Here is a 23,379-nt window from a genome sequence, read left to right on the forward strand (position 1 = left end):
TAGCCGTTAGTTGAATAGCGAAGCGGCATCCGGGATGATTGCGGCATGCGCCTCCTGCTGCTGAACGGCAATACCAGCCAAGCCATGACCGACCGCCTTGCTCTGGCGGCGCGCGGCATTGCCCGGCCCGATACCGAGATCATCCCGGTGACCGGACGCTTCGGTGCCGAAGTCATTGCCAGCCGCGCCGCCTATGCCATTGCCGGCCATGCCGTGTTGGATGCCTTTGCAGCCTATGGCCAGGACAAGATCGATGCCGTGGTGCTGGCCTGTTTCGGCGATCCCGGCCTAGCCGCCCTGAAGGATGTGGCCGGCATTCCCTGCTTCGGCATGGCGGAGGCCGGCTGCCGCGCCGCCGCCGCGCAGGTCCGGCGCTTCTCCATTGTCACCGGCGGCGCTGCCTGGGGGCCGATGTTGACCGAATACGCAGCTTCCCTGGGACTGGCTGAGCAGCTAGCCAGCGTGCGCGTATTGGAAGCCGATGGCGGCCAGATCGGCGCCAGGCCGGAAGCGGCGCGCGAGGCGATCTATCAGGCCGCCGTGAAGGCCATCACGGAAGATGGCGCCGAACTCATCGTGCTGGGCGGCGCCGGCATGGTGGGCCAGATCGAGCCGTTGGCAGCACGCATCAGCGTGCCGGTGATCGACGGCCTGACTCCGGCGATCCGCATGGCCGAGGCGGCAGCCGGCAGCCGGCAGTCAGCCTGGCGCGGCCCGATTGCCACCAGCAATCTCAGCGCCGAACTTTCAGCCCTGATTGGTCAGCCAAGTACTTCTTCGTAGGCTGGTGCGGCTTCCTAAGCCGGCACTTCCTCGTGGAATGGCACCTTGGCTTCGAAAGCACCGGCGAAGCGATAGAGCGTCGCCTCGCCGTAGGGCAGGCCGACAAGCTGGAAGCCCACCGGCATGCGCCCCCGCATGAAACCGGCCGGCACGGTGAGACCCGGCAGCCCGAGATAATTGATCGGCCGCACCAGACGCGTGAGCGAGGCGATCAGCTTGGCGGCTTCCGGGCGACCGGCGAGATCGGTTTCGGCGATGCTGGGCGTGGCAGCGGCCACCACGGGCGCGAAAACCGCATCGGCGCCATTCATGGCCTTGAGCCAGCCGGCAATCGCCATCGAACGCCAGCGCAGCGCATCGGCGTAATCCACCGCACTGAGCGCCAGGCCATTCTCGACGCGGGCCCGCATGGCATCGGAATAGAGATGCGGACGGGTCTTGAGCCAGGGGCCATGGATCGACGCGGCTTCGGTGGAGATCACGATATTCGCCGCCGCCGTGATCATGTCCATGTCCGGCGGCGTCATCTCGATGATCTTGGCGCCGAGCTTCGAGAAAGTGGCAATCGCCTGTTCCAGCACCTGGCCGCTCGGCTTGCTCATCTTGTCCCAGAAGAAGGCACGCGGCACCGCCAGCTTCAAGCCACGCAGGCTGCCCGGCTTGGCCGCCGCGACATAATCCGGCACGGCCTCAAGCGCCGCCGTCGGATCATTCGGATCAGCGCCGGCGAGCAGCTTCAGCATCAAGGCATTGTCGGCCACGCGGCGCGTCATCGGGCCGATAGTATCCAGCGACCAGCTCAGCGGCATGCAGCCATAACGGCTGACGCGGCCCCAGGTCGGCTTCATGCCGACAATGCCGCAGAGATGCGCCGGCTCGCGGATCGAGCCGCCGGTATCGGAGCCAAGCGCGCCATAGACCAGCCGCGCCGCCACCGCCGCAGCCGAGCCGCTGGAAGAGCCGCCGGTGATGCGGGCCGGATTCCATGGATTGCCGGCATGGCCATAATGGTAATTGTGTCCGGTGGGATTGAAGGCGAATTCCGCCATGTTGAGGCGGCCCAGATCCAGCGCACCGGCAGCATCCAGCCGCTGCAGCACGGTCGCGGTCTTGTCCGCCTTCCAGTGGCGGCGGATGGCCGAGCCACAGGAGCTTTCCTGGTTCTGGCGATAGAACATGTCCTTATGCGCCAGCGGGATGCCGGCGAGCGGCCCGAGTTTAGCACCACGTTTGCGGGCGCGATCAGCGGCCTTGGCGGCTTTCAGCGCAGCCTCAGCCTCAAGCTTGATGAAGGCATTGACCTTCGGCTGCCAGGAAGCGGCACGCGCCAGCGCGGCCTCGACCAGGGCCTGCGACGTAACCTTGCCGGATTTGAGCGCGGCAACGGCATCGGTGAGTGAAAGCAGGGCGGGATCCTGGCTCATCACTTGGCTCCCGGCTTCTTGACCGGAAACAGGCCAGGCTCGGCCTCCATCGGCAGCTTGGCAGCGAGCTGGCGGAAGCGGGTCAGCGCCGGCGCCAGCGCCATGCCGATAGCTTTTGAGCGGCCCGGGCGCAGCAGCACGCCGGCTTCGTTGAACATGGCGGCGACGAGTGTCGGCGGCAGCGGGTTCTTATCCGGCTTCTTCATGGCGCCCTTCTTCATAGCAAGCTTCTTCATGCCAAACTGATCATGGGGGCAGCTCAGCCCCCTTGCGGCTGGTGATCAACCCGTAATGCTGCGGCATCCGGTGCCGGGCAAAGTTAAACGTGGTCGACGTGTAGCTCAAGCCGGCATCGAGGTCGCAGCAGGCAACAATCAGTTCGTCGCCCTCGGTGCGCGCCAGCGCCACCGGCTGGCCGGACGGCGCCACGATCTGGCTGCCGCCGATCATCGGCACGCCCTCTTCCTCGCCGGCCTTGGCGACGCCCACCACCCAGCAGCCATTCTGATAGGCGCCGGACTGCATCACCAGACCATTATGGAACAGCGACAACGCATCATGATCCGGTGCCGGCGGGTTATGCACCGGCGTGTTGTAGCCGAGCAGGATCATCTCCGCCCCCTGCAGACCCATGACGCGGTAGGTTTCCGGCCAGCGGCGGTCGTTGCAGATCGCCATGCCGATGATGCCGCCAAAAGCGCGCCAAACCTGAAAGCCGGTATCGCTTTCGTCGAAATAGCGCTTTTCCAGATGCTGGAACTGGCGCCAGGGTTCATGCTCGGCATGGCCGGGCAGATGCACCTTGCGGTATTTGCCGACAATGCTGCCGTCGCGCTCGACCAGGATGGCCGTATTGTAGCGCTTGTCGCCAGCCATCTCGGCATAACCGAGATAGAAGCCTACCCGCAACCGCTTCGACTCGTCGAACAGCTTCTGCGTCTCCGGCCCCGGCATGCTGGCCTCGAAGAAGCCGTCCACCTCGGCCTGTTGAGCCATGAACCAGCGTGGAAAGAAGGTGGTGAGCGCCAGTTCGGGAAACACCACCAGCTCGCAACCCATGCGATGGCCTTCGCGCAGCAACGCGATCAGACGCTCCACCACCTCGGCGCGGCCATGCGCCCGCTGGATCGGCCCGAGCTGCGCGGCCCCGACGGTAAGCGGACGCGGCATCAGGCAGCCAGGCGCTGCATCATGCGCAGCAGGATATTGGCACCGGCTTCCAGGTCGGCCGGCTCGGTATGCTCTTTCACATTGTGGCTGAGGCCGTTCACACTTGGCACAAAGATCATGCCGGTGGGGCAGAGTGTCGCCATCATCTGTGCATCATGACCGGCGCCAGAGGTCATGCGGCGCGCCTTGTAGCCGAAATCACCGGCAATCTCGCTCACCATGTCGATCATATGCGATGCGAAAACTATCGGCTTGGTGCGCGCCAGCGGCCGTGTGGAAATCTTCACCCCCTCGGCAATGGCGATCTTATCGAGGAAGGCGAACAATCTGGCTTCCGCCTGCTGCAATACGGCTTCGTCAGGGTTGCGGATATCAACCGTCATCACCGCGCGGTTCGGCACAACATTGGTAATGCCGGGGCGGAATTCCATGCGGCCGACGGTACCGACCTGGCCGCCCCCCAATTCCCGCGTCAATTGGCGTACGAACACCGCGATCTCGGCGGCGGCGTAGCCGGCATCTTTCCGTAGCCGCATCGGCGTGGTGCCGGCATGGGCGGACACGCCTTCGACAGTTACTTCCGTCCACGAAATGCCCTGCACGCCATCAACGGCCCCGATCACCAGGCCCTCGGCCTCCAGGATCGGGCCTTGCTCGATATGCAATTCAACGAAGGCATGGGGTTTCAGCCAGCCCGGTTCGGCCGGGCCGCAATAGCCGATACGCTTGAGTTCATCGCCGCAGACCTTGCCGTCAATACCAACCACCTCATAGGCATGATCGAGGTCAAGCTGGCCGGTATAGACCATGCTGCCCATGATATCGGGATGGAAGCGCGCACCTTCCTCGTTGGAAAAGAACGCCACCGCCAGCGGCAGGCGGGTGGTGATGCCGGCCTCGTTCAACCGTTCGATCACTTCCAGGCCGGCAATGACGCCGAGATTGCCGTCATAGCGGCCACCCGTGCGCACGGTGTCGATATGCGAGCCGGTCATCACTGGGGCGCCGGGCTCCAGGCCCTTGCGCACCCCGATGGTGTTGCCGATCTTGTCGATGGTCACGTCCAGGCCAAGCTGGCGCATCCAGCCGGACACCAGGTCTCGGCCCTGCTTGTCCTCATCGGTGAAGGCGAGCCGGGCATTGCCGCCCCCGGGCAGGCCGCCGATCTGGCCCAATTCCTCCAGCCTTTGGCACAACCGCGCGCCGTTGATGCGTAGATCCGTGCTCATGCCCTCACCTCACGTCCTCATGGCTCCGCCCGACGATCTGGCGATACAATGCCGGATCGGTGGCGCCCTCACTACCGAAAACCAGCAGCCGCGAGGCGGCATCCAGGCCGAACAGCCCGGCCTGCCGCGCCGCCAGCGCCCCAGCCAGCCCGGCTACCGCTGATTCACCGGCCACCACGCCTGCTGCCGCCAGCCGGCGCATCAGCTCCAGCGCCGCCTCGTCCGGCACCATCATGAAGCCATCGGCGCCGGGATCGAGAATTTCCCAGGCCAGTTCCGAGACTTCGCCGCAGGCCAGGCCCGCCATCACTGTATCCAGATCACCCGGCACCACCACCGGATGGCCGGCACGCGCACTCTCATAGAGGCAGGCGGCGCGCTCCGGCTCCACCACCACGAAGCGCGGCCGGGTCGCACCGAAACGCTGCCAGAGATAGGCCAGCACTGCCGCCGCCAGACCGCCGACGCCGCCCTGCACAAAAACATGCGTGGGATACTCGGCGGGGGGCATCTGCTCATAGGCTTCGGCAGCCATCACGCCATAGCCCTGCATCACGTCGCGTGGCACATCGCGATAGCCGGGATAGGATGTATCGGAAACGACGAACCAGCCATTGGCATCAGCATCGCGCTGCGCCTGACGCACGGCATCATCATAGTTGCCGGCAACGCGGCGCACTTCGGCGCCATAGCGGGCGATGGCATCGACCCGGCCCTGGCTGACCGTGGCATGGACATAGATGACACAGGCACAGCCGAAGCTCTGCGCACCCCAGGCAACCGAACGGCCATGATTGCCATCGGTGGCGCAGGTGACGGTGATGCGTTTGCCGCTCCCGCCCCGCTTCTGCAACAGCCGCCAGACGGCATAGGCACCACCCAGCGCCTTGAAGCTGCCAAGCCCGAAGCGCCCGGCTTCATCCTTGTAGTGGATCGATGCGAAGCCCTCTGCACGCGCCAGGACATCCAGGTTGCGCAGGGGCGTCGACGCATAGCCCGGCCAGGCGGCAATGACCTGTCGTGCCTCGGCCAGGGCCGCGTGCGACTGGATCGCCTGCAGGCCAGACGGATAGGCCTCGGCAAGACGGCGGGGATTCTCGAACCAGGTGACCATGCCCGAGGTTAAGCAATTTGTTTGCCAACATACAATTGCTGTGGCGTTTTCCTGTCACCCTCGCGAAAGCGAGGGTCCCATTGCTGCTTTGACAAATGCGATACCCGCTTGCGCGGGTATGACGCCCTCTATGTTTTGACAGGTAGAATCAATCACCGCCCAATATTTAATCAGGCCGGGTCTAATCAGGCAGACCGACCTGGATCTCGATATCCAGCGGCACCAGTTCTTCATCCTGGGCGTCGTTGTTGGCCCACATCACCACGGTGAATTCGCCGCGCGGGCTTAAGGAGGTCATCGGGTGGTGCCAGATATTGGCACCATAGATGATGCCCTGATCCGGGCCGGCCAGGAAGGCGATGGCGCGCGCCGGATCCGGCCGCCCGGCGCCGCTATCCGGGCAGACGGTGACGAGGTAGCGCGTGCCATTCATCGGCAGGAAAGCCTGAGCCGAGAATTCGTGGCGCTCGAACAGGGTGAGCCGGCAGGGCAGTTCCACGCCGTGCATTACCGAATAGGACAAGCCGAGCGGCACGCCGGGCCGGCGATTCTCGATCAGGTCGCCAAAGTAAATCCGCCGATGATCGGCAGGCATGGTGACGACATGGCCGTAGGGCGCAAAGGCTGCGGCGGTGAGCGGCTGGGGCTTCAGCGTGATCATCGCCCCAGTTAACCGCTAACCATAGAGCTTCCGCAACTCGGTCTTGAGAATCTTGCCGTAATTGTTCTTCGGTAGCGCCTCGACGATATGGTAGGCCTTGGGCCGCTTGAAACGGGCGATGTTATCCAGGCAAAGCTGGTCCAAATCAGCGGCGCCGATAGTCTGGCCGGGCCGTGGCACCACGATGGCCACCACTTCCTCGCCCCAATCTTCATGCGGCTTGCCGATGACGCTGACTTCCAGCACGGCGGGATGCAGCAGCAGCACCTCCTCCACCTCGCGCGGATAGATATTCGAGCCGCCGGAAATGATCATATCCTTGACGCGGTCCTTCAACGTCAGGAAGCCATGCTCATCCATGAACCCGACATCGCCGGTATGCAGCCAGCCATTGCGCAAGGTGCTGGCGCTGGCTTCCGGGTTGGCCCAGTAGCCTTCCATCACCACATCGCCGCGCGCCACCACTTCGCCGGTCTCGCCCGGCGGCAATTCACGGTCATCGCCATCCACCACGCGCATCTGCACGCCGCTGCGGGCGATGCCGGCGGAAGCCAGCCGCTGTTCCAGCCGGCCATCGCCGGTATCGAGATGCAGGTGTTTCGGCAGGTAGGAGATGGTGCAGGGTGCCTCGCCCTGACCATAGAGCTGCCACAGGCAGGGGCCGAGGCGATCCAGGGCGCGCTTCAGGTCCTCCACATACATCGGCCCGCCGCCATAGAAGATCTGATCGATATGCTGTGCCTTCAATTCGCCAACAGCCGGTGAGTCGACCAGGCGCTTCAACATGGTGGGCGCGGCGAACAGCGACGCGCCGGGGAAGCGGTTGATCAGGGTGATCAGTTCCGGCGGCTCGAAACCACCACTTTCCGGCACGATATGGGCCGCGCCGCGCACGAAATGCGCCAGCGACAGCAGACCGGCACCATGCGAAATCGGCGCCGGATAGAGCGAGGCATCGAAGCAATCCACCGGATCGATATCGGCCAGGAAGGATACCGTCATGTTGAACAGGTTGCGGTGGCTGAGCATGGCGCCCTTGGGCCGTCCGGTGGTGCCTGAGGTATAGAACAGCCAGGCCATGTCGGTGGGCTTGACTTCCGCCATCGCCGCTGCTTCGCCGGCAAGGATGCGGGCATAGTCGCTCGTTGCGGGATCGACTACACGCAGATCACCGGACAGATTCTCGATCAGGTCATCGGTGGCAAAAACCAGCCGGGCGCGGCAATTCTCCAGGATGAAAGCCACTTCCTTGGCATGTAGCTTGGCATTGATCGGCACCGCGCAGGCACCGGCATACCAGACACCGAACAGCACCTCGAAATAGGCCGGCACATTCTTCATGTAGAGGCCGACGAACTGGCCCGGCCCGATCCCCTGCCCGCGCAGCCAGCCGCCGATGGCACCGGCCCGGCGATGCAGTTCGGCATAGCTGCACACCGCCCGCTCGCCATGGAACAGGGCCGGCCGCGCCCCGAACGGCCCGGCGGCATTGGACAGAATCGTGGCGATGTTCATGGTCGTTTGCTCCCGGCACTTTTTTATCAGTACCAGGATAGTATACGGCGTGAGCTAAGCGGAAGCCGGATAGGGCGGCGCCACGGCGGTTTCCCGCATCACCGCCGCCACGCTGCGGTAGCGTTCGGCCATGGCGCGCTCCTCCGGCGTCTTCTGCTGCGCCTGCATATAGGCGCCAAGCCGGCGGGCATGATCGACCAGGAAGGCGCCGATGCGGCGGCGTTCGGCATTGAAGGCCTTGAGTGCGGTTGCCACGTCATCATGGCGCTGCAAGGCGCGCATCAGCGCATAAGCATCGCCGCCGGCCTTGGTGACGCCCATGCCGGGATGCGGCCGGGCAACAAAGGCGGCATCGCCCAGGATGGCGACCCGGCCCGCCGCCATGTTTGGCACTTCCAGATCGAAGATCGGCTGGAAGAAGGGCTGCGTTGCCTTATGCACCACCTCGGCGAATTGCGGCGCCAGCACGTCGTCGGCCGCCTGATGCATATCGGCCAACAGATCGGCGCGGATCAGCCCCGGTGGGATGCCTTCCATATGGCACCGGCCGCTTTCGTCGGTGAGCATGCGCGGCAATGTCGTCGCCTCATCCACCGGACGATACCAGACGAAATTGAACCGGCGCTGACCCGGTGCCACCGCATCCTTCAGCCCCGCCACCGGGTAGCCGAGCATCTGCTCGGAAGGTGGCAGGCAGAAGGCGAAGCGTTCGAACAAAGCCGCATGGGTGGCAGGCGACAGCACCGCCTCATCTGTAAGGCCGCGCCAGGCGACATAGCCGGCATAGACCGGCCTGGCTTCCGGCATGAACTGTGCCCGCACCGTGGAGCGGATGCCATCGGCACCCACCAGCAGATCGGCGCGCTCAACACTGCCATCGGCGAGATGGGCGGTGACGCCGGCCTCATCCTGGCTGACCTGACGCAGATTGGCGCCAAAACGATAGAGAGCCGGCGGCAGGGCCGCCTTCAGCAGATGATAGAGCCGGCCCCAGGCGGTGAGTATCTGCGGCAGATCGCTGGCCTGCACCACACTGCCATCGCGCGCCAGCGTCACCCGTCCCGGCACCGAAACGCCGATGCCGGCATCCACGGTGACGCCGCCGGCCCGCAGGCAATCGAACAATTCAGGGTGAGTGACAATACCCGCTCCTCTGCCCGAGAGTGCTTCGCCGGAGCGTTCCAACACCAGCACATCCCAGCCGGCACGATGCAGCAGATTGGCGGCGAACAGCCCGCCCAGCGAGCCGCCAACGATCAGGGCGCGGCGCATGACTCAGGCCGCTTCCGCTGCCGGATAATTCAATTCGATGGTGACGCCGGAGGGGTCTTCGAGAAACACCTGGTGCAAATTCAGCGAGGGCACCGTGCGCTCGCGGATCGCCATGCCACGGGAGGTCAGCTTCTGGCGCATCTCGGCCAGACCGGTGGCGTTGAAGGCGATATGATCGACGCTGCCGGTGCCTTTCAGGCTGTCCAGCGACTTGTCGCCGAGATACTTGATCAGCCCTTCAGGATTGTTCGGATCGATGCCGATGATATGCACCGTGCCGTATTCGCGCTCATCCTCACCCATATAGAGCCAGATGCCGGGGAAATCGAAGGGCGGGCGGTAACCGACGCGGAAGCCGAGGATTTCGGTGTAGAACACCCGCGACGCTTCAAGGTCGGTGGTGCGGATGGAATAATGGGCCAGCTTGTCGATCGCCATGGCGGACTCCCTTATACGGCGCAGTAGCGCTCCTGCATGGCCTTGTCGGCCAGCAGGTTGGCGGCACTGTCCTGATGCACGATCACCCCTTGATCCATGATATAGGCGCGATCGGACAGGCCGAGCGCCAGTTCCACATTCTGTTCCACCAGCAGGATGGTGGTGCCTTCCGCCTTCATGCGGCGGAACAGTTCGAACATCTCATCCACCAGGATCGGCATGATGCCTTCCGATGGCTCATCCAGCAGGATCATCTTCGGCATCGCCATCATGGCACGCGCGATGGCAAGCATCTGCTGCTCGCCGCCAGACATGGTGATGGCTTCCTGCTGCAAACGCTGCTTCAGGCGCGGAAAAGTCTCAGCGATGAAATCGATCATGCGCCGCTCTTCCGAACGGTTGGCGGCGACAATGATGCCCAGGCGAAGATTCTCCTCCACCGTCAGGCCCGGCACGATGCGCCGCTCTTCCGGCACATAGGCAAGGCCGCGATGGAAGCGGCGATGCGCCGGATCAGCTAAGATTTCCGCGCCATCGAACTGCACGCTGCCCTGGCGCTTGGCCACAAGGCCCATGATGGTGCGCAAAGTCGTGGTCTTGCCGGCACCGTTACGGCCGATCAAGGTGACGATCTCGCCACGCCGCACTTCCAGGCTGACGCCCTGCAGGATGTGGCTGGGGCCATACCAGGCCGACAGATTCTCAAGCCGCAGCATGGCCACCGCTCCTGCCCTGGCCGAGATAGACGCGCTTCACATCGGCATTGTTCTGCACTTCCATCGGCGTGCCATCGGCCAGCAATTCGCCATGATGCAGCACCACGATGCGCTCGCAGATGCCCATCACCAGCTTCATCTTGTGTTCCACCAGGATCACCGTGCGGTCGCCGGCAAGGCGCTGGATCAGGTCCATCATGGTGCGGGTTTCTTCCGGCGACATGCCGGCGGTCGGCTCGTCCAGCAGCAGCAGCTTCGGCTCGGCGGCCAGGGCCATGCCCATTTCCAGCGCGCGCTGCTCGCCATGGGCCATATCCTGCGCCGGCCGGTCGGCATGCTGCGCCAGGCCAACCAGGGCCAGCAATTCGCGGGCGCGCTGGTTCACCTCCTCATAGGCTTCGCGCGGGCGCCACAGGCCGAAGCGCACATGCCGTGCCTGCACCGCCACACGCACATTCTCGAAGGCGGTGAGCTTGGGGAAGACATTGGTGATCTGGAATGACTTGGCGATGCCGATGCGGGCGAATTCATGCTGCGGCAGGCCGGTGATGTCGCGGCCATCATAGGTCAGCCTGCCCTGGCTCGGCGGGAAGGCACCCGACAGCACATTGAAATAGGTGCTCTTGCCGGCACCATTCGGCCCGATGATGGCGGAAAGCTTGCCGCGCTCGAAGGACACCGACACGTCATTCAACGCCAGGAACTTGCCAAAGTATTTCGAGACGCCCTGGGTGGCGAGGATGATATCGCTCATCGCGTCTTCCCCCAAGCCAGGAAAGTACCCCAGATGCCTTTGGGCAGGAACAGCACGAAGACCACGAACACGGCGCCCAGTACAAGCTGCCAATGCGAAGTCAGCGTGGTCAGCACATCTTCCAGCAGCAGGAAGGCGGCGGCGCCGACGAACGGCCCAAAGAAAGTGCCCATGCCGCCAAGCAAGGCCATCATCACCACCTGGCCGGAGGTGAGGTAGTGCAGCGTCTCGATCGGCACGATGGAGAGATGCAGCGCCTTCAGCGCGCCTGCCAGACCGCAGAAGGCGCCAGACAGCACGAAAGCGACGAACTTAGTGCGCGTCACATCATAGCCGCAGGCGCGTGCCCGGTTCTCGTTTTCGCGGATCGCTTCCAGCACGGCGCCGAACGGCGAGGCCAGGATGCGTGAGAAAATCCATACCGCTGCCAGCACGAAGGCGACCACGACGTAATACTTCACCGTCGGGTTGAGGAAATTCACCTCGAAGCCAAGGATGCCGATCTTCGCCAGATTGATGCCGCGCAGGCCATTCTCGCCGCCGGTAAGGCCGACCGCCTGATAGAAGATATAATAGACGCATTGCGACAACGCCAAAGTCACCATGGCGAAGTAGATGCCGCGGGTGCGGATGGCGAGGAAGCCCATCAGCACGGCGAAGAATACCGAGAGCAGCACGCCGATCAGGATGGCGCCGAACCACGGCACGCCGAAATGCACCAGGGCAATACCGCAGCCATAGGCGCCGGAACCGAGGAAAGCGGCATGGCCGAAGGAGAGCAGGCCGGTATAGCCGAACAGCAGGTTGAAGCCGAGCGCATAGAGGCCGAGGATGAGGATGTTCACCGCCAGGGCTTCATAGGGCATCAGCCAGGGGAACAGTAGCAGGAATACCGCCACCAGCGCGACGCGGTGGCGGCTGCCGAATTGCATGAGCGGACCGGGTGATGTCATCGGCTCAGCTCATCAGACCGGGGCGGCCGAACAGGCCCTGCGGCCGCACCAGCAGTACCAGGGCCATCAATGCGAAGATCGAGACCTTGGCCATCTCCGGTGCGAAAAGCGAGGTCATGGCGACGACGATACCGACCAGCAGGCCGGCCACCACGGCGCCAACCAGCGAACCCATGCCGCCGACCACGGTGACGACGAAGGCTTCGGCCAGCACCGGGATGCCCATTTCCGGCGTCACCGCCTGCAACGGCGCCGCCAGGATGCCGGACAAGCCGGCAATGCCGGTGCCAAGCCCAAACACCAGCAGCCAGATTTTCGACACGTTGATGCCCAGCACGCGCACGATTTCGGGATCACGCGCGCCGGCACGGATGATCAGGCCGTATTTGGTCTTTTCGATGAACAGCCACAGGCCGAGTACGATCACGGCGGTGGCGATGATCAGGAACAGGCGATAGAGCGGGAAATAGCCGATGCCGAGATCGACTGCGCCGCGCAGGCCCGCCGGGGTGCTGAACGGAATACCGTTCAGGCCGAACAGGATGCGCACGGTCTCGACGAAAATATAGCCGAGGCCGAAAGTGAGCAGCAGCGGATCATCGATATTGCGACCATAGAGCGGCCGCACCAGGAAACGCTCGACCACCAGGCCAAGCAGGCCGATGCCCAGCGGCACCAGCACCAGGCAGACCCAGAAATTCTTGGTCAGGCCGTAGAGGAAAACGCCGAGATAGGCACCGCCCATGAAGAAGGCACCATGGGCGAAATTGACTACCGTCAACATGCCGAAGATCAGCGACAGGCCGATCGCCAGCAACACGAAAATGGAACCGAGCGCCACGCCGGTGACGATTTGCAACAGCAACAGATCGAGGGTCAAACCACTCATAGTCACCCCTTACACCAGCGTGGCACGCGGCCTGCTCGCTTTAAGCCTTGTGGCCGAGATCGGCGCAGGAACGCAGATTGGCTTCCGCCGGCTGCTCGATGGACACGATGTTGAACACATCGTTCTTGTCCTTCATGTCCTTGCTCTTGGACTCGATCACCAGCACCGACTGCACCGACTGATGGTCGCAGCCACGATAATACTGCGCGCCCTTGTAGAAGTCATACTTCAGCGCACGCATCGCCTCGATCACCTTGTCGGTGTCGGTGGTGCCGGCATTCTTCACCGCCGTCAGCACCGTGCGCACGCCGGCATAGCCGAGCGCACCGTAATCGGACGGCACCGCGCCGCCATGGGCAGCCCGGAACTTGTCATTGAACGCCTTGGCGGTCGGCACGGTATCTTCCAGGCGCCAGTAATAGGAGGTGCCGCCAACCACGCCTTCGAAGCTTTCCGGGCCGCCGGCAACGCGGGCGGTATAGAGCAGCACCGGGGCGATGATCTTGATCTTTTCCTTGATACCGAACTCGGTGGCCTGCTTCACGGCATTGACCTGATCGCGGCCGAAATTGCAGATGCAGAGGATATCCGGACGCAGCGACTGGATGCGCGGCAGGAAGGCCGAGTAATCGGCAGCACCGATGGGATGGCGGATATCGGCCAGAGTCTGGGCACCGACCGCCTTGCCGACGGTCTCGAAGCCACGCACCATTTCATGACCGTAGGCATAGTCGGCGGTAAGGTAGACCACCTTCTTGCCGAACTTATTGAAGGCATAGCGGCCGACGGCACCGGCGGTCATATGCGGGTTCAACGCCTCATGGAAGGTGAACTTGCTCCAGTCCTTCGCCTCGTTGATCGCATCCGACTGGCTGATCGAGTTGAAGATGACACCACGTTCCTTGGTGACATTATTGATCGAAAGCTGCACGGCGGCCGAGAGCGAGCCGACGATGTAGTTGACCTTGTCCTTCTCGATCAGTTCCAGCGTGCGGGTGGCCGCTTCGCCCGGATTGAGCTTGTCGTCGCGTACCAGCAATTCGGCCATGCGGCCCTGGAAGCCGCCGGCATCGTTGAATTCCTTGACGGCGATTTCGGCGGCACGCACCTGGTCCTGCGCTTCGGCGCCGAAGGCACCGGTGAGCGGGGTGGGGAAGCCGATCTTGATGCTGCCGGCCTGGGCGCGGGCGATATTGAACAGACTGGGCGTGAAAGCGGCGAGCGCGGCACCACCGGCGCTGGCGACGAGAACGCGGCGGCGGCTGATGCCGGTCTTGGTCTTGCTGTTGCTCATTGTTTCCTCCTGGTTGTTCTTATTCTGCGTTGACTATTCGGCGGCCGCTTGCACCCGGCCCAAGGCTTGAAGAATCCGCTCCGGCGTGAAGGGCTGCGCCACCACGCGGGCATTGAAAGGATAAAGCGCATCATTGATGGCGTTCATCACCACGGCAGGCGCGCCGGCCGTGCCGGCCTCGCCCGCGCCCTTGGCACCCAGTTCGGAAGAACGGGTCGGCGAGATCACATGGCCGACCTCGATATCCGGCATCTCGCCGGCCATCGGCACCAGGTAGTCGATCATCGAGCCGTTCACCAGCTGGCCACGGTCGTCGTAGATGCATTCCTCGAACAAGGCAGCGCCGAGGCCCTGCACCACACCGCCGCGCACCTGCTCGTCCACCAGCTGCGGATTGATGATGGTACCACAATCCTCGACGCACCAATGCTTCAGCAGCTTGACGAAGCCGGTATCGACATCCACTTCGAGATAGCTGGCCTGGATGCCATTGGTGAAGACGAAGGGAAAATCCTTCTGCACATAGTGGCGCGTCACCACGAATTCCGGCTGCAAACCCTTGGGCAACGTATCGGGCCGGAAATAGGCAACGCGGCCAAGCTCATCCAGCGCCAGGCGTTCATTGCCGGTTTCGGCATCGACAATCTTGCCCATGCGCAGGTCCAATGTCTCGGGCGCCGCCTGCAGCATGGCGCCGGCGACGATCAGAATATTCTGCTTCAGCGCCTTGCCGGCCTGGAGTGCGGCTTCACCGCCGATGCCGGCGCCGCGCGAAGCCCAGGTGCCGCCACCATAGGGCGTGATCTCGGTATCGCCGGTGATCACCCGTACCTTTGAAATATCCACGCCGACTGCCGTGGCCGCCACCTGGGCAATGATCGCCTCGGTACCCTGGCCCTGTTCGGTAACGCCGGTGGCGCAGGTGATCGTGCCGGTGGGATCAAGGCGGATGGTGCAGCCATCCTGCGAGGAGATGCGCGCGCCGCCGACACCATAGAAGGCGGCGGAAGGATTGGTCACCTCGATGAAGCTGGCAAAACCGATGCCGCGATGGATGCCGCGCTTGCGCAGCTCCGCCTGCTCGGCACGCAGGGCCTTGTAATCCATCATTGCCAGCAGCTTATCCAAGGCGGCGTGATGCGAGAGGTCCTCGTAAGGCAGGCCGGCAAGGCCGGTATAGGGATAGGCATCGTCCGCGATCAGGTTGCGGCGACGGAACTCAACCGGATCCATGCCTAGCTTCTGGGCGGCAAGATCAACCAGACCTTCGGTGACGGCGCAGGCGATGGGATGGCCCACCGCGCGGTACTGGCACATCACATTCTTGTTCTGGAACACCACCTCGGCTTTCGCCCGGTAATTCTTGTGCTTGTACGGCCCGCCGATCAGGTTCACCACCTGATTGGCTTCGATGGCACTGGTGCGTGGATAGACCGAATAGGGGCCGATGCCGGTGCGGTCATCGATCTCGAAAGCCAGAATGTCGCCTTCCTTGGAAACCGCGATGCGGCCCTTGATGCGATGGTCGCGGGCATGAATATCCGTGACGAAGGATTCCAGGCGGTCGGCGATGAACTTCACCGGACGCTTCAGCAGCACCGCCAGGGCAGCCGTCGCCATCTCGTCGGCATAGACATGCACCTTGATACCGAAGGAGCCACCGATATCCTTGCAGATCACCCGCACATCGGCTTCATCCAGGCCGAGATGCTTGGCCAGCAAGTTCTGGATCATGTGCGGCGCTTGCGTCGCGTGATAAGCGACCAGCTTGCCTTCGCCGGGCTGATAATCCGCCAGCATGGCGCGCGGCTCCAGGCAGACGCCGGTATGGCGGCCGGTATGGAAAGTTTCTTCCACCACCAGATGCGCCGCGGCAAAGGCGGCATCGGGATCACCGGCGGTCAACTCGCGACGGAAAGCCAGATTGTCGCCAAGCTCGGGATGGATCACCACGGCATCGGGATCAAGCGCAACTTCCATGTCGACAGCGGCAGGCAATTCCTCCCACTCGACAAGAACCTGCTCGGCGGCATCCTCGGCCTGGGCGCGGGTTTCCGCCACCACGGCGGCTACCGCCTCACCCTGCCAGCAGGCGCGGTCAATCGCGATGGCATGCTGCGGCGCGGATTTCAGACCCTTCAGATGCGTCAGCACGCCAACCCAGGGCGTGATCACCCTGGCAAGCTCCGGCCCCGTCACCACCGCCACCACGCCCGGCATGGCCTGCGCAGCGGCACGGTCGATCTCCTTGATCCGGGCATGGGCATGCGGGCTGCGCACGAATACTACATGCAGCATACGCGGCAATGTAATGTCGTCGATGAAGGTGCCACGGCCCTGCAGCAGCTTCTTGGCATTCGGACGCGGCACGGTGCGGCCGATATAGCTGTTCGGCCGGTCGAAGATGGAAAGCGGTTCGTTACTCATGCCGCATTTCCCTTCTGCCGCTGTTCGGCCACGTCGGTGATGGCATCGACAATGGCGTGATAGCCGGTGCAGCGGCAGTAATTGCCCGACATATGCTCACGCACCTGCTCGCGGCTCGGCATCGGGCAGCGCTCCAGCAATTCAGCGGCAGAGGCCAGCATACCGGGCGTGCAGAAGCCACATTGCAGGGCATTGTGACGATGAAACGAATCCTGCAGGTCGGCGATGGCGCCACTGTCGCTCAGGCCCTCGATGGTCTCGATGTTGCAGCCATCGGCCTGGGCCGCCAGCATCAGGCAGCCGCGCAGGGCCACGCCATCGACGCGGATGGTACAGGCACCGCAGACGCCATGTTCGCAGCCCAGATGCGAGCCGGTAAGACCCAGTTCGATACGCAGGAAATCCACCAGATGCATGCGCGCGGCAACGCGGCGCTGCACGCGCTGGCCGTTCACGGTAAGGGTGATGTCGTGCTGATCCATGCTCATGCCTTGCGGAGCGATGCGGCGGCGCGGCGCAGCAGCACGCCGGCCAGATGCCGCTTGGTTTCGGGACGGGCATTGAGGTCGCCGTCAGGTTCCAGCTCAGCCTCCAGGGCGGCAATCGCGCCATCGACATCGCCACGCAGCAAGGATGCGGCGGCCCGGGGCGCAGTGACCGGGCGATCACCAACGGCGAAGTAGACCAGGTTCAGCCAATCGGCCTCGGCGGCAGCGGCAAGCCCAACCACAGCATAATCGCCATGGCGGCGGGCCAGTTCATTGAAGGCGAAGCGGTGGTCGGCAGCGGCTTTCGGAATCTCGATGGCGCGCAGGATTTCACCCGGCTGCAACGCGGTTTCGAACAGACCCCGGAAGAAATCGGCCGCCAGGACGCGGCGCTCGGCGCCCCTGCCCTGGATCACCAGGGTGGCGCGCAAAGCCACCATGCAGGCCGGCAATTCGGCGGCAGGATCGGCGAAGCACAGGCTGCCGCCGATGGTGCCGCGGTTGCGGATCGCCGCATGGGCGATATGCGGCATGGCAGCGGCCACCAGCGGCGCATGGCGCGCCACCAGATCGGACGTTTCCACCGCCACATGGCGGGTCATGGCGCCAATTACCAGGCTGGTGGCGGTTTCAGTGATCCCGCCCAGATCGGTCAGGCCGTTGAGATCGATCAGGATACCCGGGCTGGACAGCCGCAGATTGAGCGACGGCAGCAGGCTCTGGCCGCCGGCCAGCAGGCGCGCTTCATCGCCATGCTGCTCCAGCAGGTCGAAGACCTGACCGAGGTCACGCGCCTTTATGTAACCGAATGACGGGGCTTTCACCGGTTTCCTCCTCTGGCCCCGTTGTGTATGTAGGTCACGGGTTACCATTGCCGGGCTTACCTGCCCGTTAGCAGGGAAGTTGGCAGGGTGGCCGGGGAGGTGTCAAGCTAATTTATCGCGTGCTAATTATAATACCATCCCAAGGGAGAGCGCATGCCCGCCGCAAAACCGCCCAAACGCCAACGACTTTCGCCGGAAGAACGCGAAAAACAGATCGTGCGCGCGGCAATCCATTTTTTCGCCGAAGTCGGCTTCGACGGCCAAACGCGGGAGCTGGCGAAGCGCCTCGGTGTCACCCAGCCACTGCTCTACCGCTATTTCCCGACCAAGCAGGATCTGATCGACCGCGTTTACGAGGAGGTCTACCTCACCCGCTGGAAGCCGGAATGGGAAGATTGGATCAAGGACCGCAGCCAGCCGGTAATCGCGCGGCTGAAGCGCTTCTATCACGACTATTACCCGGTGATCGTCGATTACGAATGGCTGCGCATCTTCTTCCAGGCCGGCATGCGCAATGTCGGCTTCAACCGGCGCTATCTGGCGCTGGTACGCGAGCATATCTTCATCAGCCTGTGCGCCGAAATGCGCCACGAATTCGGCCTCGCCGGCGTCGACAAGGTGCCGGTCAGCGCCCCCGAACTGGAACTCTACTGGGGCCTGCATGGCGCCATCATCTATGACGGCATCCGCAAGTATATCTACGGCCTGGATGTGCCGCCGGGCGAGACGCAGACCACGGATGCAAAGATCGAGACATTCATCGGCGGCCTGAAGCCGATCCTGGAGCGCGTGCTTGCCGAAGCAGCGTAAGGGCGTAAGCTGATCAGCCTGGAGGACCCAATGAGTATCATCACCAGCGTGGCCGAACTGGAAAAGCTCTATGGCGAGGCGCAGGAAACCTCGACCGCCAAGGAAGTGGATTACATCACGCCGCATTACCGGCAGTTCATCGAGGCTTCACCCTTCGTGGTGCTGGCCACCTGTGGGCCGGAAGGGCTGGATGCCTCGCCGCGCGGCGACAAAGCCGGCTTCGTCCGCATCCAGGATGACCGCACCTTGCTGCTGCCCGACCGGCGCGGCAACAACCGCGTCGACAGCTTGCGCAACATCGTGCGCGATCCGCGCGTCGGCCTGCTGTTCCTGGTCCCCGGCTCCGGCACCACGCTACGGGTGAATGGCCGTGGCCAGCTCAGCATCGATGCGGCGCTGCTGGAGAGCTTCGCGGTGGAAGAGAAAGCGCCGCGCTCGGTGCTGGTGCTGCAGGTGGAGAGCGTCTATTTCCAATGCGCCCGCGCCATCATGCGCTCGGAGCTGTGGAACCCGGAACGCCATGTCGATCCGAAAAGCCTGCCGACAGCAGGCCAGATCCTGGCCGGCATCACGGCGGGGCGCGTTGGCGGCGAACCCTACGACAAGGCCTGGCCGGAACGCGCCAAGGCCTCCATGTGGTAAGACCCTAGGCGGTCAGGAATTCCAGCAGCAGCTTGGTAACGGCGCCGGCGGCCTCGACATTGCCGATATGCGCCGCCTCCACCTTCTCGCAGCGCGCCCCCTTGATGCCGGCAGCAATCCCTTCGCCATGAGCAGGCGGCGTCGATAGATCATGCAGGCCGGCGATCACCAGGGTCGGCGCGGCAACACGGCCAAGCTGATCGCGCAGGTCCATGTCGCGCACGGCGGCGGCGGCGGCACAATAGCCATGCTTCGGCATGCCCAGCAGCATCTTGCGGAAACGCTCGATCTCGTCCGGGCGGCTCTTGTGATAGGCCGGCGTGAACCAGCGTTCCAGCACGCCTTCCACCACGGCGCCAAGACCCTGGGCCTGAATGGCGGCGATGCGCTGGTTCCACATGTCAGGATTGCCGATATGCGCCGAAGTGAAGCAGGGCACTACCTTGTCGACCCGTGACGGCGCATTGATCGCCAGCCATTGCGCCGTCATGCCGCCAAGCGACACGCCGGCAACATGGGCCTTGGCAATGCCGAGATGATCGAGCAGGGCCACCGCATCGCGGCCCAGCTGATCCAGCGTGTAGGGGCCGGGCGTGGCGGCAGAACCGCCATGGCCCCGGGTATCATAGCGCAGCAGGCGGAAACGCTGGCTCAACGGGCTGACCTGCGGCTCCCACAGCGACAGATCGGTGCCGAGCGAATTCGACAGTAGCAGCACCGGCGCGTTTTCCGCGCCATCAAGGCGGTAATTCAGGCTGACATCGGCAAGCTGCGCCACAGGCATGGTCAACGTCCCTTCACCTTCTGCCGCAGGGCGGCGGCAATGAACTTGTCGCTGGCACCGAGATAGCGCGCCGGATCGAACACGCGCTTGAGTGCGGCACGATCCAGATGCGGCGTCACTTCCGGCATCGCCGCCAGAATATCCGCCAGCGGCCTGGCCTCGGCCACGGCACGGCGGCTGGCCTCGGCCACCAGCTTATGTGCCGCCGCCTTGCCGATTTTCTGCCCAAGTGCGATGGAGACCGCTTCCGCCAGCACTAGGCCGTTCGAGGCATCGAGATTGCGCCGCATGCGCTTGGTATCGACTTCCAGCGCCTCAATGGTTTCAGCCATGGCACTGAGCGAGCCAGAGACCAGACCGAGCAATTCTGGCAGCAATTGCCATTCCGCCTGCCAACCGCCCAGGCCGCGTTCATGCTCCTGCGGCATCGCCGCAAACAACGTGGCGAGCAGGCCCGGCACGCGCGCCGCATTGGCCAGCACGGCGGCGCAGGCAACCGGATTGCGCTTTTGCGGCATCGCCGAGGAACCACCCTTGCCAGCCCCCGCCGGCTCGAATACTTCCGCCACTTCGCTTTGCATCAGCAGCGAGATATCGCGCGCCATCTTGCCGATATTGCCGCTGAGCAATCCGGCCCAGGCGCCAAGTTCGACGATGCGGTCGCGCTGACTATGCCAGGGCAATTCAGGCAACCCGAGATGCAGTTCACGCGCCAGCCTGGCCGCCACCGCCGGGCCCTTGCTGCCCAATGAGGCCAGCGTGCCGGCAGCACCGCCGAATTGCAGCACCAGCAGGCGCGGCTTCAGTTCATTGAGCCGCTGGCGGTCGCGACGCAGGGCCGAGAGCCAGCCGGCGGCCTTGAGGCCGAAGCTGACCGGCACCGCCTGTTGCAGCCAGGTGCGACCGACCATGACGCTCCTGGCATGGCGGCGCGCCAGCTTGGCCAGGGCACGGTCGAGCCGTGTCATGTCGGCTTCCAGCAGCGCCAGGGCAACACGCAATTGCAGCATCAGACCGCTATCGATGATGTCCTGGCTGGTGGCACCCCAATGCACCCAGGCGGCTGCTTTCGGCGCGACTTCGGCCACGCGGGCGGTAAGCGCCGCCACCATCGGGATCGCCAGATTGCCCGCCTGACGCCCGGCACGGCCCAGCGCACCCAGGTCGAACAAGGCGGCATCGCAGGCAGCAGTAATCGGCTTCACGGCTTCCGCAGGGATCACACCGGCAGCCGCTTCGGCACGCGCCAGGGCGGTTTCCACATCCAGCATCGCCTGCAGGCGCGTGGAAGGCGCAAACACCGCCGCCATGTCCGGCGTGGTGAAGAGGCTGTCGAGCGGATCGCTTGTCATGCCGCGATCATGCCCGCTTCAGGCATCGAAGAACACCGTTTCGCCAGCCCCCTGCAGACGGATATCGAAACGATAGACCGTGGCGCCATCGCGCACCGAACGCTCGGCGATCAGGGTTTTGCGCCGGTCGGGATTCTCCACCAGGTTCAGCACCGGATCCTTGGCGTTGGCCTCCGCCTCATCGGCGAAATAGGCCCGGGTATGCAGCCCGATATTGATGCCGCGCGCGGCGATCCACAGCGTCACATGCGGCGCCATGGCGCGGCCCTGCCAGAAGCCGCCGGCATCGGCGATGGCGCCGGGCTTGATCGTCTCGAAACGGTAGAAACCGGTCTTGAAATCGGTGCCGGTGCGGGCCCAACCGCGGAAATCCGGGTTGACGCCGCCATCATGGGGATGGCTGTAGCGGCCCTTGGCATCCGCCTGCCAGATTTCCAGCAGCGCATCCTTCACCTGCGCCCCGATGCCATCCAGCACCTGGCCCTCGATGATGATGCGCTCGCCCGGCACACCCGGCGGCGCCACCACATTGGTGAAATTGTTCTGGAAGATATCGAAACCGGCCTGGCGCGGGATCAGGCCGATATGCACGTAGGGACCGCCGGTCTGCGACGCGGTTTCCTTCAGGTAGCTCACCATGATCAGGCGCCCTTATTCTCGAAATAGGTGGCGCGGCGGCCACGCAGCACGATGTCGAAGCGATAGGCTAGGCTGTCCAGCGGCAGCGAGGCATTGAGGTCCAGCGGCGCCACCAGGCGCTGACGCGACGCGGCATCGGGGATGCCGCCAAGCATGGCGCAAAGCGGGATCAGCGGATCGCCCTCGAAATACATCTGGGTGATCAGACGCTGGATGAAGCCCTGGCCATAAACCGAGAAATGGATATGCGCCGGGCGCCAATCGTTGACGCCGTTGCGCCACGGATAGGGGCCGGGCTTGATGGTGCGGAAATAATAGCGGCCCTCGGCATCGGTGAGGGCGCGGCCGCAGCCGCCGAAATTTGGATCGATGGCGGCGATATAGGTGTCGTTGGCATGGCGGTAGCGGCCGCCGGCATTGGCCTGCCAGAATTCCACCAGGGTATTCGGCACCGGCCGGGCATTCTCGTCCAGCACCTGGCCATGCACGATGATACGCTCGCCGATCGGCTCGCCGGTCTTGGCGTAATTGCGGATCAGGTCGTTATCCAGCAGGCCGATCTCGTCATGGCCGAACAATGGTCCGGTCATCTCAGAAACCGTCGGCTGCAATGAAAGCAGCGGCAGGCGCGGCGAGCGCGCGAAGCTGGTCTTGTAGCCCGGCGTGAAGGCCGGCGGATGGATGCTCTTGTCGCGCTCGTAGAACGGTCCGCGCTGCTCGAAATTCTTATCCATGATCCCTAGGCCCCTACTCTTTTCCCACTGCCGCCATCTCGGCCAGCGTCTTTTTCACGGTCTTGATCGCACTGTTGGCTGCCGGCACGCCGGCATAAACCGCCACATGCAACATCGCCTCGCGCAGATCTTCCGGCGTGGCACCAGTATTGGCGGTAGCGCGCACATGCATGGCCACCTCCTCATCATGGCCCAAGGCAGCCAGCAGCGCGATGGTGACGATGGAGCGCTGGCGCGGCGTCCATTGCTGCCGCGCCCACAGCGAACCCCAGGCACCTTCGGTAATGAAGCGCTGGAAATCGGCATCGAACTCGGTCTTGTTGGCTTCGGCGCGGTCGACATGGGCATTGCCCAGCACCCGGCGGCGGATCGCCATCCCGGCATCGTAGCGGCTCTGCTCCGCCATGTTTTTCTCCCTCATACGGCTTCAGCCTGGGAGTATCATACCGAAAAACCATATGTAAAAT

At 63.8% G+C, this 23,379-nt stretch carries 25 protein-coding genes; 3 read left to right on the forward strand and 22 right to left on the reverse strand.

Annotated elements, in window-relative coordinates; all coding sequences use genetic code 11:
* Positions 1–45 precede the first annotated feature (45 nt).
* Positions 46–783 (forward strand): aspartate/glutamate racemase family protein, encoded by a 738-nt coding sequence (locus ACQY7X_RS03860; protein WP_428248533.1) that lies wholly within the window; start codon positions 46–48, stop codon positions 781–783.
* 14 nt (positions 784–797) lie between these two features.
* On the opposite strand, the gene ACQY7X_RS03865 is transcribed toward ACQY7X_RS03860, so the two are convergent.
* The 17 genes from ACQY7X_RS03865 to ACQY7X_RS03945 all read right to left on the reverse strand — a co-directional run bounded on the left by ACQY7X_RS03865 (position 798) and on the right by ACQY7X_RS03945 (position 17,951).
* Positions 798–2,207: an amidase gene (locus tag ACQY7X_RS03865; protein ID WP_428248534.1), complete on the reverse strand. Its 1,410-nt coding sequence runs from the start codon at positions 2,205–2,207 to the stop codon at positions 798–800.
* Positions 2,207–2,443, reverse strand: coding sequence for a hypothetical protein (locus ACQY7X_RS03870; protein ID WP_428248535.1), 237 nt, complete (start codon positions 2,441–2,443; stop codon positions 2,207–2,209). The genes ACQY7X_RS03865 and ACQY7X_RS03870 overlap by 1 nt, the downstream gene beginning before the upstream one ends.
* Before the next feature lie 10 nt (positions 2,444–2,453).
* The gene (locus ACQY7X_RS03875; RefSeq protein ID WP_428248536.1) at positions 2,454–3,377 is read right to left on the reverse strand and encodes an N-carbamoyl-D-amino-acid hydrolase; all 924 of its coding nucleotides are present in this window, start codon (positions 3,375–3,377) and stop codon (positions 2,454–2,456) included.
* Positions 3,377–4,606, reverse strand: coding sequence for a M20 family metallo-hydrolase (locus tag ACQY7X_RS03880; RefSeq protein ID WP_428248537.1), 1,230 nt, complete (start codon positions 4,604–4,606; stop codon positions 3,377–3,379). The genes ACQY7X_RS03875 and ACQY7X_RS03880 overlap by 1 nt, the downstream gene beginning before the upstream one ends.
* Before the next feature lie 4 nt (positions 4,607–4,610).
* Positions 4,611–5,720 carry a diaminopropionate ammonia-lyase gene (locus ACQY7X_RS03885; protein WP_428248538.1) on the reverse strand — a complete coding sequence of 370 codons (1,110 nt, stop codon included), beginning with the start codon at positions 5,718–5,720 and terminating at the stop codon, positions 4,611–4,613.
* A gap of 181 nt (positions 5,721–5,901) precedes the next feature.
* The gene (locus ACQY7X_RS03890) at positions 5,902–6,381 is read right to left on the reverse strand and encodes an ureidoglycolate lyase (protein ID WP_428248539.1); all 480 of its coding nucleotides are present in this window, start codon (positions 6,379–6,381) and stop codon (positions 5,902–5,904) included.
* A 15-nt stretch (positions 6,382–6,396) separates the two neighbouring features.
* A complete protein-coding gene (locus tag ACQY7X_RS03895) occupies positions 6,397–7,896 on the reverse strand; it encodes an AMP-binding protein (protein WP_428248540.1) in 1,500 nt (499 codons plus the stop codon).
* 54 nt (positions 7,897–7,950) lie between these two features.
* Positions 7,951–9,168 (reverse strand): FAD binding domain-containing protein, encoded by a 1,218-nt coding sequence (locus ACQY7X_RS03900; protein WP_428248541.1) that lies wholly within the window; start codon positions 9,166–9,168, stop codon positions 7,951–7,953.
* Between the two features lie 3 nt (positions 9,169–9,171).
* The gene (locus ACQY7X_RS03905) at positions 9,172–9,606 is read right to left on the reverse strand and encodes a VOC family protein (protein WP_341978986.1); all 435 of its coding nucleotides are present in this window, start codon (positions 9,604–9,606) and stop codon (positions 9,172–9,174) included.
* 11 nt (positions 9,607–9,617) lie between these two features.
* On the reverse strand, positions 9,618–10,322 hold the full coding sequence (locus ACQY7X_RS03910; RefSeq protein ID WP_428248542.1) for an ABC transporter ATP-binding protein: 705 nt from the start codon (positions 10,320–10,322) through the stop codon (positions 9,618–9,620).
* Positions 10,309–11,076 (reverse strand): ABC transporter ATP-binding protein, encoded by a 768-nt coding sequence (locus tag ACQY7X_RS03915; protein ID WP_428248543.1) that lies wholly within the window; start codon positions 11,074–11,076, stop codon positions 10,309–10,311. Before ACQY7X_RS03915 ends, ACQY7X_RS03910 begins: the two co-directional genes overlap by 14 nt.
* Entirely contained in the window at positions 11,073–12,029 is a 957-nt protein-coding gene (locus tag ACQY7X_RS03920) for a branched-chain amino acid ABC transporter permease (protein WP_428248544.1), read from the reverse strand. The genes ACQY7X_RS03915 and ACQY7X_RS03920 overlap by 4 nt, the downstream gene beginning before the upstream one ends.
* Before the next feature lie 4 nt (positions 12,030–12,033).
* Positions 12,034–12,918 carry a branched-chain amino acid ABC transporter permease gene (locus ACQY7X_RS03925; protein WP_428248545.1) on the reverse strand — a complete coding sequence of 295 codons (885 nt, stop codon included), beginning with the start codon at positions 12,916–12,918 and terminating at the stop codon, positions 12,034–12,036.
* A gap of 40 nt (positions 12,919–12,958) precedes the next feature.
* On the reverse strand, positions 12,959–14,212 hold the full coding sequence (locus ACQY7X_RS03930; protein WP_428248546.1) for an ABC transporter substrate-binding protein: 1,254 nt from the start codon (positions 14,210–14,212) through the stop codon (positions 12,959–12,961).
* A gap of 33 nt (positions 14,213–14,245) precedes the next feature.
* Positions 14,246–16,639 (reverse strand): xanthine dehydrogenase family protein molybdopterin-binding subunit, encoded by a 2,394-nt coding sequence (locus ACQY7X_RS03935; protein ID WP_428248547.1) that lies wholly within the window; start codon positions 16,637–16,639, stop codon positions 14,246–14,248.
* Complete coding sequence (locus ACQY7X_RS03940; RefSeq protein WP_428248548.1) at positions 16,636–17,121, reverse strand: (2Fe-2S)-binding protein; 486 nt, start codon at positions 17,119–17,121, stop codon at positions 16,636–16,638. Before ACQY7X_RS03940 ends, ACQY7X_RS03935 begins: the two co-directional genes overlap by 4 nt.
* Positions 17,122–17,123: 2 nt before the next feature.
* Positions 17,124–17,951 (reverse strand): FAD binding domain-containing protein, encoded by an 828-nt coding sequence (locus ACQY7X_RS03945; RefSeq protein WP_428248549.1) that lies wholly within the window; start codon positions 17,949–17,951, stop codon positions 17,124–17,126.
* A gap of 153 nt (positions 17,952–18,104) precedes the next feature.
* On the opposite strand from ACQY7X_RS03945, the gene ACQY7X_RS03950 reads away from it, so the two are divergent.
* Positions 18,105–18,761 (forward strand): TetR/AcrR family transcriptional regulator, encoded by a 657-nt coding sequence (locus ACQY7X_RS03950; protein WP_428248550.1) that lies wholly within the window; start codon positions 18,105–18,107, stop codon positions 18,759–18,761.
* A gap of 30 nt (positions 18,762–18,791) precedes the next feature.
* Complete coding sequence (locus ACQY7X_RS03955; protein ID WP_428248551.1) at positions 18,792–19,403, forward strand: pyridoxamine 5'-phosphate oxidase family protein; 612 nt, start codon at positions 18,792–18,794, stop codon at positions 19,401–19,403.
* 4 nt (positions 19,404–19,407) lie between these two features.
* Here ACQY7X_RS03955 and pcaD read toward each other — a convergent pair whose 3' ends face one another.
* The 5 genes from pcaD to pcaC are packed head-to-tail and all read right to left on the reverse strand — an operon-like array spanning position 19,408 to position 23,318.
* Positions 19,408–20,187: a 3-oxoadipate enol-lactonase gene (gene pcaD, locus ACQY7X_RS03960; protein WP_428250032.1), complete on the reverse strand. Its 780-nt coding sequence runs from the start codon at positions 20,185–20,187 to the stop codon at positions 19,408–19,410.
* Positions 20,188–20,189: 2 nt separating this feature from the next.
* The gene (locus ACQY7X_RS03965) at positions 20,190–21,539 is read right to left on the reverse strand and encodes a 3-carboxy-cis,cis-muconate cycloisomerase (protein ID WP_428248552.1); all 1,350 of its coding nucleotides are present in this window, start codon (positions 21,537–21,539) and stop codon (positions 20,190–20,192) included.
* Between the two features lie 18 nt (positions 21,540–21,557).
* Complete coding sequence (gene pcaG, locus ACQY7X_RS03970; protein WP_428248553.1) at positions 21,558–22,178, reverse strand: protocatechuate 3,4-dioxygenase subunit alpha; 621 nt, start codon at positions 22,176–22,178, stop codon at positions 21,558–21,560.
* A 2-nt stretch (positions 22,179–22,180) separates the two neighbouring features.
* The gene (gene pcaH / locus ACQY7X_RS03975) at positions 22,181–22,912 is read right to left on the reverse strand and encodes a protocatechuate 3,4-dioxygenase subunit beta (protein WP_428248554.1); all 732 of its coding nucleotides are present in this window, start codon (positions 22,910–22,912) and stop codon (positions 22,181–22,183) included.
* Between the two features lie 13 nt (positions 22,913–22,925).
* Positions 22,926–23,318 (reverse strand): 4-carboxymuconolactone decarboxylase, encoded by a 393-nt coding sequence (gene pcaC / locus ACQY7X_RS03980; protein ID WP_428248555.1) that lies wholly within the window; start codon positions 23,316–23,318, stop codon positions 22,926–22,928.
* Positions 23,319–23,379: the final 61 nt, after the last annotated feature.

Source organism: Ferrovibrio sp. (genome assembly GCF_965278975.1).
GTDB lineage: Bacteria > Pseudomonadota > Alphaproteobacteria > Ferrovibrionales > Ferrovibrionaceae > Ferrovibrio.

Coding starts and splice junctions, on each gene's coding strand:
- ACQY7X_RS03940 (WP_428248548.1), bottom strand. CDS start 17,121: ATGGATCAGCACGACATCACCCTTACCGTGAACGGCCAGCGCGTGCAG.
- ACQY7X_RS03875 (WP_428248536.1), bottom strand. CDS start 3,377: ATGCCGCGTCCGCTTACCGTCGGGGCCGCGCAGCTCGGGCCGATCCAG.
- ACQY7X_RS03965 (WP_428248552.1), bottom strand. CDS start 21,539: ATGACAAGCGATCCGCTCGACAGCCTCTTCACCACGCCGGACATGGCG.
- ACQY7X_RS03880 (WP_428248537.1), bottom strand. CDS start 4,606: ATGAGCACGGATCTACGCATCAACGGCGCGCGGTTGTGCCAAAGGCTG.
- ACQY7X_RS03925 (WP_428248545.1), bottom strand. CDS start 12,918: ATGAGTGGTTTGACCCTCGATCTGTTGCTGTTGCAAATCGTCACCGGC.
- ACQY7X_RS03860 (WP_428248533.1), top strand. CDS start 46: ATGCGCCTCCTGCTGCTGAACGGCAATACCAGCCAAGCCATGACCGAC.
- ACQY7X_RS03935 (WP_428248547.1), bottom strand. CDS start 16,639: ATGAGTAACGAACCGCTTTCCATCTTCGACCGGCCGAACAGCTATATC.
- ACQY7X_RS03870 (WP_428248535.1), bottom strand. CDS start 2,443: ATGAAGAAGCTTGCTATGAAGAAGGGCGCCATGAAGAAGCCGGATAAG.
- ACQY7X_RS03895 (WP_428248540.1), bottom strand. CDS start 7,896: ATGAACATCGCCACGATTCTGTCCAATGCCGCCGGGCCGTTCGGGGCG.
- pcaC (WP_428248555.1), bottom strand. CDS start 23,318: ATGGCGGAGCAGAGCCGCTACGATGCCGGGATGGCGATCCGCCGCCGG.
- pcaH (WP_428248554.1), bottom strand. CDS start 22,912: ATGGATAAGAATTTCGAGCAGCGCGGACCGTTCTACGAGCGCGACAAG.
- ACQY7X_RS03865 (WP_428248534.1), bottom strand. CDS start 2,207: ATGAGCCAGGATCCCGCCCTGCTTTCACTCACCGATGCCGTTGCCGCG.
- ACQY7X_RS03920 (WP_428248544.1), bottom strand. CDS start 12,029: ATGACATCACCCGGTCCGCTCATGCAATTCGGCAGCCGCCACCGCGTC.
- pcaD (WP_428250032.1), bottom strand. CDS start 20,187: ATGCCTGTGGCGCAGCTTGCCGATGTCAGCCTGAATTACCGCCTTGAT.
- ACQY7X_RS03910 (WP_428248542.1), bottom strand. CDS start 10,322: ATGCTGCGGCTTGAGAATCTGTCGGCCTGGTATGGCCCCAGCCACATC.
- ACQY7X_RS03915 (WP_428248543.1), bottom strand. CDS start 11,076: ATGAGCGATATCATCCTCGCCACCCAGGGCGTCTCGAAATACTTTGGC.
- ACQY7X_RS03905 (WP_341978986.1), bottom strand. CDS start 9,606: ATGGCGATCGACAAGCTGGCCCATTATTCCATCCGCACCACCGACCTT.
- ACQY7X_RS03890 (WP_428248539.1), bottom strand. CDS start 6,381: ATGATCACGCTGAAGCCCCAGCCGCTCACCGCCGCAGCCTTTGCGCCC.
- ACQY7X_RS03900 (WP_428248541.1), bottom strand. CDS start 9,168: ATGCGCCGCGCCCTGATCGTTGGCGGCTCGCTGGGCGGGCTGTTCGCC.
- ACQY7X_RS03950 (WP_428248550.1), top strand. CDS start 18,105: ATGCCCGCCGCAAAACCGCCCAAACGCCAACGACTTTCGCCGGAAGAA.
- ACQY7X_RS03955 (WP_428248551.1), top strand. CDS start 18,792: ATGAGTATCATCACCAGCGTGGCCGAACTGGAAAAGCTCTATGGCGAG.
- ACQY7X_RS03930 (WP_428248546.1), bottom strand. CDS start 14,212: ATGAGCAACAGCAAGACCAAGACCGGCATCAGCCGCCGCCGCGTTCTC.
- ACQY7X_RS03885 (WP_428248538.1), bottom strand. CDS start 5,720: ATGGTCACCTGGTTCGAGAATCCCCGCCGTCTTGCCGAGGCCTATCCG.
- pcaG (WP_428248553.1), bottom strand. CDS start 22,178: ATGGTGAGCTACCTGAAGGAAACCGCGTCGCAGACCGGCGGTCCCTAC.